General features: G+C 46.5%; 13 protein-coding genes and 1 pseudogene. 7 read left to right on the forward strand and 7 right to left on the reverse strand.

Annotated elements, in window-relative coordinates; translation table 11 throughout:
* Nucleotide 1 precedes the first annotated feature (1 nt).
* Together NZD89_RS14175 and NZD89_RS14180 are read right to left on the reverse strand one after the other, a co-directional pair.
* Nucleotides 2-520 (reverse strand): annotated as a pseudogene (locus NZD89_RS14175) (glycosyltransferase); the annotation flags it as partial.
* Between the two features lie 509 nt (nucleotides 521-1,029).
* The gene (locus tag NZD89_RS14180) at nucleotides 1,030-1,881 is read right to left on the reverse strand and encodes an MGDG synthase family glycosyltransferase (protein ID WP_268008326.1); all 852 of its coding nucleotides are present in this window, start codon (nucleotides 1,879-1,881) and stop codon (nucleotides 1,030-1,032) included.
* Between the two features lie 45 nt (nucleotides 1,882-1,926).
* Here NZD89_RS14180 and NZD89_RS14185 point away from each other — a divergent pair, with 45 nt between their 5' ends.
* Nucleotides 1,927-3,318 (forward strand): IS1182 family transposase, encoded by a 1,392-nt coding sequence (locus NZD89_RS14185; protein WP_431308595.1) that lies wholly within the window; start codon nucleotides 1,927-1,929, stop codon nucleotides 3,316-3,318.
* A gap of 104 nt (nucleotides 3,319-3,422) precedes the next feature.
* On the opposite strand, the gene NZD89_RS29605 is transcribed toward NZD89_RS14185, so the two are convergent.
* From NZD89_RS29605 to NZD89_RS14200, 4 genes are all read right to left on the reverse strand, one after another.
* The gene (locus tag NZD89_RS29605; RefSeq protein WP_369125247.1) at nucleotides 3,423-3,740 is read right to left on the reverse strand and encodes an MGDG synthase family glycosyltransferase; all 318 of its coding nucleotides are present in this window, start codon (nucleotides 3,738-3,740) and stop codon (nucleotides 3,423-3,425) included.
* 469 nt (nucleotides 3,741-4,209) lie between these two features.
* Nucleotides 4,210-4,761 carry a spore coat protein gene (locus NZD89_RS14190; protein WP_268005888.1) on the reverse strand — a complete coding sequence of 184 codons (552 nt, stop codon included), beginning with the start codon at nucleotides 4,759-4,761 and terminating at the stop codon, nucleotides 4,210-4,212.
* 793 nt (nucleotides 4,762-5,554) lie between these two features.
* Nucleotides 5,555-5,905 carry a hypothetical protein gene (locus NZD89_RS14195; protein WP_268008327.1) on the reverse strand — a complete coding sequence of 117 codons (351 nt, stop codon included), beginning with the start codon at nucleotides 5,903-5,905 and terminating at the stop codon, nucleotides 5,555-5,557.
* Between the two features lie 89 nt (nucleotides 5,906-5,994).
* Nucleotides 5,995-6,375, reverse strand: coding sequence for a hypothetical protein (locus tag NZD89_RS14200; protein ID WP_268008328.1), 381 nt, complete (start codon nucleotides 6,373-6,375; stop codon nucleotides 5,995-5,997).
* A gap of 891 nt (nucleotides 6,376-7,266) precedes the next feature.
* On the opposite strand from NZD89_RS14200, the gene NZD89_RS29610 reads away from it, so the two are divergent.
* The 6 genes from NZD89_RS29610 to NZD89_RS14220 all read left to right on the forward strand — a co-directional run bounded on the left by NZD89_RS29610 (nucleotide 7,267) and on the right by NZD89_RS14220 (nucleotide 11,551).
* On the forward strand, nucleotides 7,267-7,599 hold the full coding sequence (locus NZD89_RS29610) for a GNAT family N-acetyltransferase (protein ID WP_369125268.1): 333 nt from the start codon (nucleotides 7,267-7,269) through the stop codon (nucleotides 7,597-7,599).
* Between the two features lie 61 nt (nucleotides 7,600-7,660).
* Entirely contained in the window at nucleotides 7,661-8,059 is a 399-nt protein-coding gene (locus NZD89_RS14205) for a GNAT family N-acetyltransferase (protein ID WP_268008329.1), read from the forward strand.
* Nucleotides 8,060-8,177: 118 nt separating this feature from the next.
* Nucleotides 8,178-9,342 (forward strand): IS3 family transposase gene (locus NZD89_RS14210; RefSeq protein ID WP_268004537.1). Its coding sequence is split into 2 segments (ribosomal slippage): nucleotides 8,178-8,434 and nucleotides 8,433-9,342, totalling 1,167 coding nucleotides; the frame shifts between segments, so codons are not numbered across the junction.
* Nucleotides 9,343-9,761: 419 nt separating this feature from the next.
* Nucleotides 9,762-10,130, forward strand: a complete 369-nt coding sequence (locus NZD89_RS29615) for a nucleoside deaminase (protein WP_369125269.1) — start codon at nucleotides 9,762-9,764, stop codon at nucleotides 10,128-10,130.
* Between the two features lie 202 nt (nucleotides 10,131-10,332).
* Nucleotides 10,333-10,986, forward strand: a complete 654-nt coding sequence (locus NZD89_RS14215) for a YiiX/YebB-like N1pC/P60 family cysteine hydrolase (protein WP_268008330.1) — start codon at nucleotides 10,333-10,335, stop codon at nucleotides 10,984-10,986.
* 55 nt (nucleotides 10,987-11,041) lie between these two features.
* On the forward strand, nucleotides 11,042-11,551 hold the full coding sequence (locus NZD89_RS14220) for a hypothetical protein (protein WP_268008331.1): 510 nt from the start codon (nucleotides 11,042-11,044) through the stop codon (nucleotides 11,549-11,551).
* Between the two features lie 428 nt (nucleotides 11,552-11,979).
* Here the strand turns inward: NZD89_RS14220 and NZD89_RS14225 are convergent, their stop codons facing one another.
* Nucleotides 11,980-12,831, reverse strand: a complete 852-nt coding sequence (locus tag NZD89_RS14225; RefSeq protein ID WP_268008332.1) for a transposase — start codon at nucleotides 12,829-12,831, stop codon at nucleotides 11,980-11,982.
* Between the last annotated feature and the right edge of the window lie 692 nt (nucleotides 12,832-13,523).

The raw sequence follows: 13,523 nt of genomic DNA on the forward strand, positions 1-13,523 counted from the left end.
CGCCGCGTTCCCACAAAGCGAGGTCACGAAATCCTCGGGACTCTAGCTCTACTATTGTTGCACTGGACGTACATAGGTTGACTTCAGCTCGATTGTGTATCGTGCGAAAACACCACCACAAAAATGGTTCCAACCAAGGGAGCCGGTAATAACGTGCATACGTCGGTATGTGTGTGTGATAGGACGCAATAAGCGGTACACGATACCTTCGCGCGTAGTAAATGGCGGCGAAGCCAAGAAAGCCCGGATTTACGGCGTGTACAAGATCAGGCTGAAATTCTTTTAGAACTTTTCCGACCCTTGGAAAGGGCAACGCAAATTTCTTTTCAGGATAAAGAAAAAAACGAAAGGAAGGGATTCCGATAATCGTGGCAAAGGCGTACGTTGGCGGGGCTCCATGAGGCGCAAATGATAGTACATCATGACCTGATTCAGATAGGTGCTTTAATGTACCACACAAACGTGTGACAACACCATCCGTTCCAGGGAGAAATGTCTCAGAGAATATGGCGATTCGCATCCCGTTCACCGACCTTCGTATGCAGATATAACACAGACTTTTGTTTATTTGAGGGTTTTGCAGAATTCGTTTTTCATGACCAAAATGAACATATATAGCGTATAAAAAGGAATTAAGACACTATATATGGCGTATGAAGTGTCGATAGAATGCATTCTGCAAAAGGCTCATTTAACTTGCTGAACGTCAGCAGCTCTTACACACAGACGGAATTGCCGGAATATGTGTTGGAAAGTTTGAACGTGTTTAATTTTTCCTTGTCCGTGCATCGACATACATGGCAGATGCGCATTCATTGTGTTACGGAATTAATCTCCCTGTGGGCGTTTTGGAAGACTCCACAGATAGAGAGATGAGTGGGGAAGGAACAGCTATTAAGTGCACTTAGCAGAGTCGGCTTAGCCGTCAAGATTCGTGAACAGTCAAAAGCCTTTGGCCGGATGACTTTAGACATCGGAGGTCCATGATTACGGTAATCTTCAAAATCATGACGTTGTCTCTGATGTGTTTTAACGTATCTTCAATCGTTGCAAGGCATGTTCCACAATTCGTTTTGCCGCATCAGGACGTGCTACGGTCGCACAAGCAAAGGCCATTTCTGTACGTTGACTCGAAGATTTCATTCTTTCGAGGATGGTATAGAATTCTTCGGAATTTCGTGCAATGTCGGCCGCCCCTATGCGTTTCATAAAGGCTGCGTTATTTGCTTCTTGCCCCTGCTGTGGATGATACATGACCATCGGGTAATGACTGGCTAGGCATTCACTCACTGTTACTCCTCCCGGTTTTATGACTGCAAACGACGCCCCTCGTAACCAAGAGGATACATTATTCACAAATGGCAAGCCATGAATGCCCGGGTCGTTTACAGCAAATCCCTTCACTTGGTGAAGCATAACTTCATTACGACCACACATTACATACACAGCATGATTAGGAAACACTCGACGAGCAATTAAGATTGCACGTCGCAAGTGTGGAAATACGCCGCGTCCACCTGTAGCAAACAGAATATAAGGGCGATTCTTTGACAGGTTTTGTGGTGAATCCTGTATATGAAATTGGGGTCTAATGGGAATTCCTGATATCACTACTTCCGCTTGTGCTGACACGAATGGCCGTGCGATTTCACTGATCTCCTCATGTGCGAAAAAATAAGTGTCAACATTATCATGAAACCAATTCCCGTGGATGCTGTAGTCGGTTAAGACAACTCCAATATAAGGTCTGTTCCATTGCCTGATAAGTCTTGCCAATGAATGGTCTGGGAACAATTGCAACACAATGTCTGGATGATATTGCTCTAGGAGCGTGTCCGAGTAATCCCTGAAGTATTTTGTAAAAGGAAATTTCCGGATCAATAACGAAGTCCCCTGTATTGGTATTCACAGTGGAGGCTTCGAATCTTGGGAAAAAAGTTTCGTGACTACGACCCGAACCAACTCATTCTACTACCACCGGGGTTAAATGAATGGCTACCTGACGGCCACCTGGCGAACTTTGTCAGTGATGTGGTCGATCATATCGATATCTCCATCATTACAAAACAGTACGAACAAGAACTGCGAGGTTTTCCCCCGTACCACCCGGCAATGTTATTGAAGATTCTGGTTTACGCATATTGCACAGGCATGTACTCTTCCAGAAAGATCGCAAAGGCCTGTCAGGATGTAGTGGCGTTCCGAGTCCTGTCCGCAAATCAGTTCCCGGATTTCCGGACAATCAGTGATTTTCGGAAACGCCATTTGGTCACCTTCAAAGAACTTTTCTTGGAAGTCTTGAAGATTGCCCAACATGCAGGGATGGTTAAGCTCGGGCATGTATCGCTGGATGGCAGCAAGATTCGGGCAAACGCATCCAAACATAAAGCGATGAGTTACGAGCGGATGAAGCAGCAAGAGCAACGACTCCGCCAAGAAATCGCCGAGCTTACGCAGCAGGCTGAACGCACCGACCATAGTGAAGATAAAAAGTACGGTAACACCATGGGCGATGAACTCCCTGAAGAGTTAGCCCGTAGAGAGACCCGGTTGGCAAAAATTCAGGAAGCAATGTCCTCTCTGGAGAAAGAGGCCAAGGAAAGAGTGGAACAACAGCAACAGAAAGACGAACAACAAGACAAGAAGGACGATGACAACGGCCCCACCAACCAGACAGGCGCCAGGAAACGCGGTCGTCCACGCAAGGAGAGTCATCTCGCAGGTGTTCCGGAGGACAAGGCTCAACGCAACTTCACGGATCCGGAATCTCGCATTATGAAATCGAAAGACGGTTTTATCCAAGCATACAATGTGCAGGCTGTCGTCGATGAAGAGTACCAAATCATTGTTGCAACAGATGTTATAGACCACACAAATGACCACGGTGTCCTGCGTACAATGGTCGAAATGACGGCGGAGAATACGAAAGCGACGATGCACAAAATCTCATGTGATGCTGGCTACTTTGCCGAAGACGACGTGACATGGCTTCAAGAGAAAGAAATTGACCCATACATCGCAACAGGTCGTCAAAAGCACAATGAAGTGCCTGAGTCACCGAGAGGACGAATACCGAAACACTACACCATTAAGCAACGTATGACTCGGAAACTAAAAACAAAGAAGGGCCGTGCCGTCTACGCGAGACGCAAGGCTATCGTAGAGCCTGTGTACGGTCAAATTAAGGGTTGTCGACGATTCGACCAATTCTCACTTCGAAGCCTTGAGAAGGTCAGAGGAGAATGGTCGTTAGTTACCATGTGCCATAATCTGCTTAAGATATTCAAATACGGTCATATAAACTGGGCAACGTGCTAAAGATGGTGCTTAACCGACCAGTCCCCGTCTAATGAAGTAAGTGCCCATGGGGAAAGTCACCCATAGTCGAATAAAATATGGAACTGAACTCAAATGCAGAAAGTCTAAGCCGCAATACTCGGACACGCTCCTAGCGCACGAATTACTGCCGGCTTGAAAAACAAGGACGTGGCCTTCCAAAGTCTACTATGTGGACCTAGATTCGAGGTCATTCTGTACAACATGCCATATATTGGTGGAGTGTAACGGGTCATCCACTCGTACGAATATTCGAGACACCTAGCCATACGAAAGTTTGTTGAACGAAAGCAGTCAACCTCTATAACTTCCACACCATGCTCAATAAAGACGTTTCGTAATGCCGAAGCCACCTGCTTATGTCCGTCTCCTAATGAGGCTGGCAACAATAAAGCCTTAGCCATCTAATTTCCTCCAATCAAAAGCGCGATTGCGCATGGCGAGCGCCGAATTCCGGCGATAGCAATCCATTCGATGTTGCTTCGACTCCCAAGGGCAGAAATTCTCGTCATCTCTTCTTTTAGTGGGCCCATCGTTTTAACCGTTGAACGTGACTGTTGAACAGATATCCTAAGGTCCACACGAACAGAAGTACAATTCCACCGCTAACAAGCAAAATGAGGTATTTCCGCGATGCTCCGACAAATAAGAGAGCAGCCGCGACATAGTATGGAATACCCCCCACTGCCGACGTATAGTCCATGGTTTTACCGATCGCGAAACCCCTGCTGTGTAGTTGACCACGATAAATGATAATTAATGATCCGGGCCAACAGTAATCCGATAACTCCAAGCCGTCATACAAAACGCCCCTGCATGCGAGCGCATACAGGGACGCGAGTCCCACATTCACAATTTCGCTGAGGAACCTGGTTAGTGGACCCCTGCCATTTGGGGAACGGGATCGTACGTTTGATTGAGGGCTTTAAGATACGTGCCCGTCGCTTGTTCTCCAGGATAATAGCCGTTCTTGCTCATCCAGCCTGCAACTTCAAAGGCGTGATGGGAACACATTGTAAATGCATCCTCAAGGAACTGGCGCAACTGTGGTTCGTCTGCCTCAAACGCAGCCGAAGCATAGCTCTTTCCGTTGGCCTTAAGACTGACCAAATAGGCTGTTCCAATACCCCTGTCGTCGAACGCCGCAGCGTTTGGATTTGGCGTTACAGCTTGTGGTGGTTTTTGTGTGCCTGCCGATTTTGCCGGCATCGGCGGGACATTCAGCTTTTCATTGCATGATCCCGATCTCGCCCACTCTACCTTCATGTTATAGTCCTGAATGTGCGCGTCCTGGTGCTTCTGAAGAATGCCCTTTAATTCCGGGTCTTTCGCTTGGTTGATGAAAATTCCCATGCTGTTAATCGTATTCACGCAGCCATACAACAACTCATTCAGCTCAAACGCTTCATGTCCACGAAGTGGCATTTCATCGCCCTCCCCAGTGTACTTGGAATGTTACTAATTTGGCCCACGCGTTTCTCTTTATGCACGTCTGGACGTACCAAAATCTATGCACTGAGCGCGTCTCTTGCTGACATTTACTTTGCCTCGACAAGCAAATTTTATCAGCCGTTCGATCATAGGTGTAGCAAGGAACGAAAAACCCACAGCGACGAGGAACAAAACCGCACCGCTGCTGGCATGGAGGATGACGCCGCCAAGCCAAGGCCCGACAAAGAAACTGAGGCCACCAATAGAACTGACACCCAAAGTAGGTACCGCACAACTGTTCATCTGCCAGGAGCGAGGTGTATTCCCCCATCACCGGGAGTTGATGATTTCCCCTAATGTGAGCACAAACATGGCAACCAGGTACTGCCACAAGACGTGCGGCAAAGAGATTCCGGCTGGTGCAAAAATATTTGAATACACCATATGTAGTGTGGATTCAGTTACGATACACCACTGTATATTGTGGTTTCGTGAATTTTTGCACCAGAACCTGTCACTTGAATCTGAGCAGCTAATCCAGCTAATAGGAGTTATGAATCTATGTAGCCTCGTTGAATATTTAGTAGCATATTTATTGCAATAGCCTCTCAGCATTGGAGTCTTGAAAAGTGAGATAAAACAGGTGGAATTTCAGAAATGCGCTGGAAAATCGACGGTTTCATGGTTGGTGGGACGATGTTCTATGACGATTCGATTTTCAAAAAGTCATCGCTGGAGATGGTATGATTGGGGTATTCTCAGGCTGACAAGAGCATCGATCTCAGGTCTAGATTGCTCTCTTGTACCAAGCGTCCATGTGTTGACACATGGCGATGCCGTAGATGCGGACTGTCCACATCATGGTACTGCGATGCTTGGCAGCTTCGAGACGGTAATCCTCTTTTACTCGCTTGTTGCTACGCTCGCAGGTGGTTCTGCGTTTGTAGACATTGACCCACTCGTTGCTGTTGCGGGCAACGGGTAGGAACAAGCGAGGATTGTGTTTGGTGTATGTGTGAACGCATCTTCCGTAAGGTGAATCGGAACAAGGCGTATCACAAGTCACCACGCCTTTTACGACGAGCGGACAATAGTATTTGCGTCGACCCCGTGTACTGTCATATCCACGGTCTTTCATCTCCAATCCCTTCTTGCAGAAGGGGATCCCAGTCGGGGAAAATGTGATGTCACCCTTCTGAACTCCTTTACTTCCTGTACTGCGCAAGTTCAAATCAATGAACGGCTTAATACTTGCGAATGAAGGTACTCGTAAATTGGCAGCGCGTCGTGTGCAGCGTCTAAAATTGCCTTGTCCCAGGTGTAATCACGAAAGCGTTCAACAAACTCGCGGGCACTAACCACCCACGATGTCGCATCATGGCGGGAAGCTCGCTGCAACCTGGGATAGAGCGGTAGGTCATAGGGGCTATCGGCAGCAACAAATGTATAGAGGTGATAACCGAAGAAGTATTTGTTTCGATAACTGTCCCAACCCATGTCACAGTCGGGTTGGGAGTAGATACGATAGCACCTGCATGGTACAACGCCGAGTTCGCGACAGTTGCAAAGTCGCCGACTGCGAACTTGGGTAGCTGTCTGAAGTGGCATTCCATCGCTAGCAATAGAAAGGGCGCAGGTATTACCTAATAAGCTGGATTTCGCAGAGACGGCAAGAAATTGACGTTGAAAATAATCTAAGTAGAACGTCGAAAGGTTGGACTTTGTTGCTGGAACGCTTCTGTAGTTGAGTCATTAGTTTTGCGATTTTGCTGTACGCTTTGGTGGGTACCTTTTCACCCACTTTTCCACCTTTGATTTTCTTACGGTTGAGTCTGTGTTTGGGTGAAAGATTTGCAGAATCACAAGACCACAACCGTCGGAAGAAGCCGTAGAACGTACCAACGCCTGGCGTTTGCCCGTACTCAAAGCCGCTAAGGATAGCATACAATGGGCAGCGCCGTAATTGATTGACCCACTCTGTGACAGACGGTTCTCCGACCTGAAGCATGAGCAGATACGAACGCAGTAAGTCGGCAGGGTCAATGGACTTTGGACCACGACACGAGAAATTTTCTTGGAGTAAGTTAAACGTGCCAGAGAGGTCGGTGATCCAGAACTTCTTAACAAGTGACCAGTCTTTGGAAACAGAAGCGACCCATTTGCATAGTGAATATGCAGTTGTTGCTGAACGAACGATTGGTACTGCTCATGAGACCTGACCACTGGTAACATTAACGTAACCCCAATTCAGATGAGATAGAGCGGTTAGCCCTTCTCGGGGATTGTTGGGGTCATTCTGAAAAGTCAAGTAAAATTTGGTGTAAATACCATAGTTTACTCTCCTGGCGGCGATGAATTTCCAATTTTGAATTGTCAAGTGGGGTAAATGAACATGGGGGCAAACGAAGATTCCCTCAAGGACAGAACCCCTAGGGTATCGTACGTCTGTCTGAACTTTGGTCCTCCGAGAACATTACCTACGGTCTGGCACCCAACGCAATCAGCGACCTATTACCGAAGCTCGACGGTTATTTTTTCGTCGCCGATAAAGACGGTCAAATCGTCGGATACATATTCGCAACAACGCATGTAAGTGAAGGAACAGCAGTACCACAAGGCAAAAAGTTTCTGGAGATCGATGAAGTCTACGTTCACCCAGATTATCGTACCGATGGTATCGGCCATAAGCTTGTCGATCACTTATTGGCCGAGGCAAGATCCCATGGTATTACACGTTCCGTAGTTTATTCAGCGAGTAAGCAATGGGATAAAATCGTTGGATTCTACGAGAAACATGGATTCAAGATGTGGTTTGTCCAGATGTATAAATGAAAATTTTCGTTATGTGTAGCTGCTGATCCAGACATTTTTGAAGCTGCATGGAGGTTGCTATATGAATTTCACTGTACAACCAATGGATAGAGACGGGGCATTAGAAATATCCCGTTGGACATACGACACACCGTATGACCTTTATAACATGGATAACAGTAATGAAGGGATTAGTGAGTTGCTTAATGGAACCTATTTTAAGATTCTCGATGAACGCGATCTCATTGGATATTGCTGTTTCGGAGATTCTGCCAAAGTTCCGATTGGTACACAGTATGGTGCCTACCCAGAAAACGGGACGATTGATTTTGGGTTGGGAATGAGACCAGACTTAACTGGACACGGAAGAGGTCGCACTTTTGTAAATACAATTTTGGAGTTTGCTCAATCTGAATTTCAAGCTAAGTTATTCCGATTAACTGTTGCGGAATTCAATGATCGGGTGATTACAGTGTATTAAGAAGCTTGGATTCGAACCTGTTATGGTTTTTCCAAGGGGGTGATATTGTGGTGCTAGGTTGTAATAGTGGACACAACGAATCGGGAATGTAAGAATAAGGCGATTCGAGGTGAGCCACATGACACAGAAGTACGACAAGGAATTCAAACTTCATGCAGTGCAATTGGCTTTGGAGAGTGGGAAAACGACGAGCCAAGTAGCTCGGGAGCTAGGCGTATCACAAAAGACGTTGTATGGCTGGATGTCGAAATATAAGGAGGATCCGTCCGCCCCGTTTGTTGGGAGTGGGAACCTCAGGTCAGAAGCTCAGACAATTCGTGACTTAGAGCGAGAGCTACGTGATCTTCGAGAGGAGAATGCAATCCTAAAAAAGCTATGTGCATCTTCACCAACGACCGGAAGTAAGGTATAAATTCATCCACAGACACCGCTCCAAATTTTCGGTTGAGAAGATGTGCAAAGTGTTGGGTGTATCTCGGAGCGGGTATTATGCCTGGCGTGAACGACCTGAGAGTAAGCGAGCCAAACGTCGGAAGCGAATAACGAAGCGGATTCATCAGATATTCGTGAAATCCCGTCGTCTTTATGGCAGTCCTAAAATCACGCAGATCCTGCGCCAGGAAGGCGAGCGTGTGGCGCAGAAGACCGTGGCCAAAATCATGCGAGAGAATCAACTGAGGAGCCGTACCGTTCGCAAGTACAAGGCGACCACGTATTCGAACCACGATTATCCGGTACAGGAGAATGTACTGAATCAAACGTTTGTAGCAGAGCGACCCAACCAGGTGTACATGGCAGACATCACCTACATCCCAACGGACGAAGGATGGGTCTACCTGGCTAGCCTAATGGACCTTTATAGCCGTAAGATTGTGGGCTGGCGTGCGGGAGCACGGATGACGAAAGAGCTGTGCATCAGGGCACTGGAGCAGGCATACGAACGCCAAGACCCAACAGAAACCGTGCTGCATCATTCGGATCGTGGGAGCCAATATGCCTCTCATGACTATCAGGACAAGCTGCGAGAATACAAGATGGTCGGTAGCATGAGTCGCAAAGGTAACTGTTTTGATAATGCGTGCATCGAGTCGTTTCACAGCATTATCAAGCGAGAGCTCGTATATCTGGAAAAGTTCAAAACGAGGGAACAGGCAATCCGGCGGATCTTCGAATACATCGAGGTCTGGTATAACCGGGAACGAGTTCACTCATCAATCGGTTTTCTAACACCGGTTGAAATCGAAAGAAGATATTTCCACGCTATAAGAGCTGCAGCAAGCTGAACGATAACAGGCATCATATCAGAATATTAAAACTTATAATTTCTCTGTTTTGGGGTGTCCATTCTATTGACTTAATACCAATTGAATTTTTAACGATGGAGATGAGAACTACTTAACAGCTCATCTGTCGGTAACGGAGGGCTTTTATCGAAGATGCGCGCTGACGATCCTCTGTATGAAAATACAGCGGTTCTAGGGAACCCTTTATGGCGTTCTCGGGCAGCTATGTGCAAAAAGAAACTAGCTATCTATTTGCATATAAATATGTAATTTATTCTATATCTGTTTAAATTTATTGCATATACAACAAGAGATTGTAGGCAATTAGATTCCGAGAGAGGGGGCCCCATGTGGGAATTATTGTCCCAAGCATGGAAGGTCTGTTTTGAGGAAGCATGGGAATCTTTTCGTAATGGTCAATTCCGACTGGAGCTGTACTTGTTAATGAGAATAAAGCAATCGTTTATCGCGGAAGAAATCGGGTTAATGAGATCTATGCACCTGAGTATCAAACCTGTTCCAATCGTCTGGCACATGCTGAAATTAATGTGCTGTTGCAGGTAAGGCAAACTGACTCGGATACAGTTTCAAGTCATGTGCTACACACGACGACTGAACCCTGTGTTCTATGTTTTGGAGCTATCGTAATGTCAGGTGTCCGTAGCATTCGTTACGCGGCAAGCGATCCGGTCGCAGGGGGAACGGGCCTTAGCAAATCAACCAATACTTTTATATTGAATAGAAATATTAATATACAACAAGCACCGAAAATCTTAAGCAAGGTATAACGGATACTTAGGACAGTTTATGTTGTGCAGAGACGTCGAAAACAGCGGGCATATATTCCGTTTAATGGTAGCCACTCACAATTCAAAGTGTTAATGGGCCGGCGTTTTGATACGGTAAAGTCAATTTTTACATAAGCGCACTTAAGAAAGGGCATGATTTGCAGAGAATGTCGATTTATTAACTTTTAGTCGAGGCTTGCTTATGAGGTACTCACGAAACGGTCGCTGGAGAAGGTATAAACAATCGCGTAAGCTCCTGAGGCTTGGATTATATTCTGGATTGTTGGCTACACCTTTGCTCGTTGGGGTGGTTCCGGTAACATGGGCTCACGATCAACACACATTAACCATTATGAGCACGGTGCTCGAAGGCGCTATTCATGGACGCTTTAATGGTTCCTACCAAGGTCATCCGAATCAGGCAGTGTTCGATGATCTCGTTCCAGGTGACATCATCTTTTGTCACGATGCGGGAGGTGGGTACGGGTATTACACCCACTGCGCACTGTACGTAGGAAATGGGAAAGTTGTAGAATCTGCCAACTTTCGAGAAGGCACCCAGGTGATTCCGGTTGAATCCTTTCATGGGTACGATGAGGTACGTGTCAAACGAGTGCTGTGCTCATATCCGCTTCGGTTACGTGCAGCCCATTATGCTCTTGCCCAAGTTGACCGTGGTTACAGCATTTTTGGTGGGCTCCACGACCACAATAGTATGTATTGTAGTAAATTGGTCTGGTCTGCCTTTGATGCGCAAGGAGTGCAACTATGCGCGCAGAGTCGATGGATTATTCCGGACGATCTCTCCGTCAGTCCTAAGCTACAAGAGGTCAAAACATCATCACTTGGCAAGTGAGTTTTAAGTCGCTTTAAGTAAGGCATGCGTAACAGGTATCCACGGGAGGGGCGATATGCGATTAGTTTTTATTGATTTCTATTTTTTTACAATACTGACGGTATCTCTGTGTACTGGGATGACATTGCTGCAACGTGTAGTTTCATCATTCTGGATTATTACGTTCGTGCTTTGGTCAACGAATGAATTGAGGAAGGATCTCTCAATCGGAACGCTTGTCCGGAAATCTTTCTATGGCCAGTTCCCGGCCATTGTACTTGTCTTTACCGCGCCAATTACTCATCACTTACACATTGATGGTTGGACAGATGGAATTCTAGCCCTATGGGAAACGCCATTTGAGCCACTATTCGAACTTCTTCCTCCATTTCATATGGGTAATTTTTCAGGCATGTACCTTGAAGATTGTACCTCGCCTTTTCTCCTTCCTGCGCTCATCATGCTTCTGGGATTTATAGTTCGGATGTGGCAAAACCTAGGGCGCAATCATAAATCCATTGGAGGATTGTCCTTATACGAAGTTAGAGTCTCAGGTATTGGTGTAAATTCAAAGGCTGGATCTTGACGAAAGAACCATTGAGTGCAATCTACTAAAAGTGACGACCAAATCACACTAGTAGAGGAGGTACTACAGTGGTTTCTACAGACAAGATCGCACTTTTGGAACTTATTCGTCAGAGTGGGCACTTCACAGCCCATAAGTGATTACATAGGTGATGTCATTGTTTATTTAACCGAATGAACGACGAAAAATGTTATGAGCTTAACGGGAGCCTATGCGACAGATGATATTGGGCTTTCTTATTGCAATAGCCTCTCAGCATTGGGGTCTTGAAAAGTGAGATAAAACAGGTGGAATTCCAGAAATGCGCTGGAAATCGACGGTTTCATGGTTGTTGGGACGATGTTCCATGAAAAAGGGTATAGCAAACAGAGCGATGACGATTCGATTTTCAAAAAGTCATCGCTGGAGATGGTATGATTGGGGTATTCTCAGGCTGACAAGAGCATCGATCTCAGGTCTAGATTGCTCTCTTGGTACCAAGCGTCCATGTGTTGACACATGGCGATACCGTAGATGCGGACTGTCCACATCATGGTACTGCGATGCTTGGCAGCTTCGAGGTGGTAATCCCCTTTTACTCGCTTGTTGCTACGCTCGCAGGTGGTTCTGCGTTTGTAGACATTGACCCACTCGTTGCTGTTGCGGGCAACGGGTGGGAACAAGCGAGGATTGTGTTTGGTGTATGTGTGAACGCATCTTCCGTAAGGTGAATCGGAACAAGGCGTATCACAAGTCACCACGCCTTTTACGACGAGCGGACAATAGTATTTGCGTCGACCCCGTGTACTGTCATATCCACGGTCTTTCATCTCCAATCCCTTCTTGCAGAAGGGGATCCCATTGGGGGAAAATGTGATGTCATCCTTCTGAACTCCTTTACTTCCTGTACTGCGCAAGTTTAAATCAATGAACGGCTTAATACTTCGCGAATGAAGGTACTCGTAAATTGGCAGCGCGTCGTGTGCAGCGTCTAAAATTGCCTTGTCCCAGGTGTAATCACGAAAGCGTTCAACAAACTCGCGGGCACTAACCACCCACGATGTCGCATCATGGCGGGAAGCTCGCTGCAACCTGGGATAGAGCGGTAGGTCGTAGGGGCTATCGGCAGCAACAAATGTATAAAGGTGATAACCGAAGAAGTATTTGTTTCGATAACTGTCCCACCCCATGTCACAGTCGGGTTGGGAGTAGATACGATAGCACCTGCATGGTACAACGCCGAGTTCGCGACAGTTGCAAAGTCGCCGACTGCGAACTTGGGTAGCTGTCTGAAGTGGCATTCCATCGCTAGCAATAGAAATTACCTAATAAGCTGGATTTCGCAGAGACGGCAAGAAATTGACGTTGAAATAATCTAAGTAGAACGTCGAAAGGTTGGACCTTGTTGCTGGAACGCTTCTGTAGTTGAGTTATTAGTTTTGCGATCTTGCTGTACGCTTTGGTGGGTGCCTTTTCACCCTTTTTGCCACCTTTGATTTTCTTACGGTTGAGTCTGTGTTTGGGTGAAAGATTTGCAGAATTACAAGACCACAACCGTCGGAAGAAGCCGTAGAACGTACCAACGCCTGGCGTTTGCCCGTACTGAAAGCCGCTAAGGATAGCATACAATGGGCAGCGCCGTAATTGATTGACCCACTCTGTGACAGATGGTTCTCCAACCTGAAGCATGAGCAGATACGAACGCAGTAAGTCGGCAGGGTCAATGGACTTTGGACCACGACACGAGAAATTTTCTTGGAGTAAGTTAAACGTGCTAGAGAGGTCGGTGATCCAGAACTTCTTAACAAGTGACCAGTCTTTGGAAACAGAAGCGACCCATTTGCATAGTGAATATGCAGTTGTTGCTGAACGAACGATTGGTACTGCTCATGAGACCTGACCACTGGTAACATTAACGTAACCCCAATTCAGATGAGATAGAGCGGTTAGCCCTTCTCGGGGATTGTTGGGGTCATTCTGAAAAGTCAAGTAA

The organism is Alicyclobacillus fastidiosus, from assembly GCF_026651875.1.
Taxonomy (GTDB): Bacteria; Bacillota; Bacilli; order Alicyclobacillales; family Alicyclobacillaceae; genus Alicyclobacillus; species Alicyclobacillus fastidiosus.

Bases quoted from the DNA above. Each gene is read 5' to 3' on its own strand.
- NZD89_RS14195 (WP_268008327.1), bottom strand. From the start codon at position 5,905: ATGAAAGACCGTGGATATGACAGTACACGGGGTCGACGCAAATACTAT.
- NZD89_RS14205 (WP_268008329.1), top strand. From the start codon at position 7,661: ATGAATTTCACTGTACAACCAATGGATAGAGACGGGGCATTAGAAATA.
- NZD89_RS29605 (WP_369125247.1), bottom strand. From the start codon at position 3,740: ATGGCTAAGGCTTTATTGTTGCCAGCCTCATTAGGAGACGGACATAAG.
- NZD89_RS14225 (WP_268008332.1), bottom strand. From the start codon at position 12,831: ATGCCACTTCAGACAGCTACCCAAGTTCGCAGTCGGCGACTTTGCAAC.
- NZD89_RS14215 (WP_268008330.1), top strand. From the start codon at position 10,333: ATGAGGTACTCACGAAACGGTCGCTGGAGAAGGTATAAACAATCGCGT.
- NZD89_RS14200 (WP_268008328.1), bottom strand. From the start codon at position 6,375: ATGCCACTTCAGACAGCTACCCAAGTTCGCAGTCGGCGACTTTGCAAC.
- NZD89_RS14220 (WP_268008331.1), top strand. From the start codon at position 11,042: ATGCGATTAGTTTTTATTGATTTCTATTTTTTTACAATACTGACGGTA.
- NZD89_RS14190 (WP_268005888.1), bottom strand. From the start codon at position 4,761: ATGCCACTTCGTGGACATGAAGCGTTTGAGCTGAATGAGTTGTTGTAT.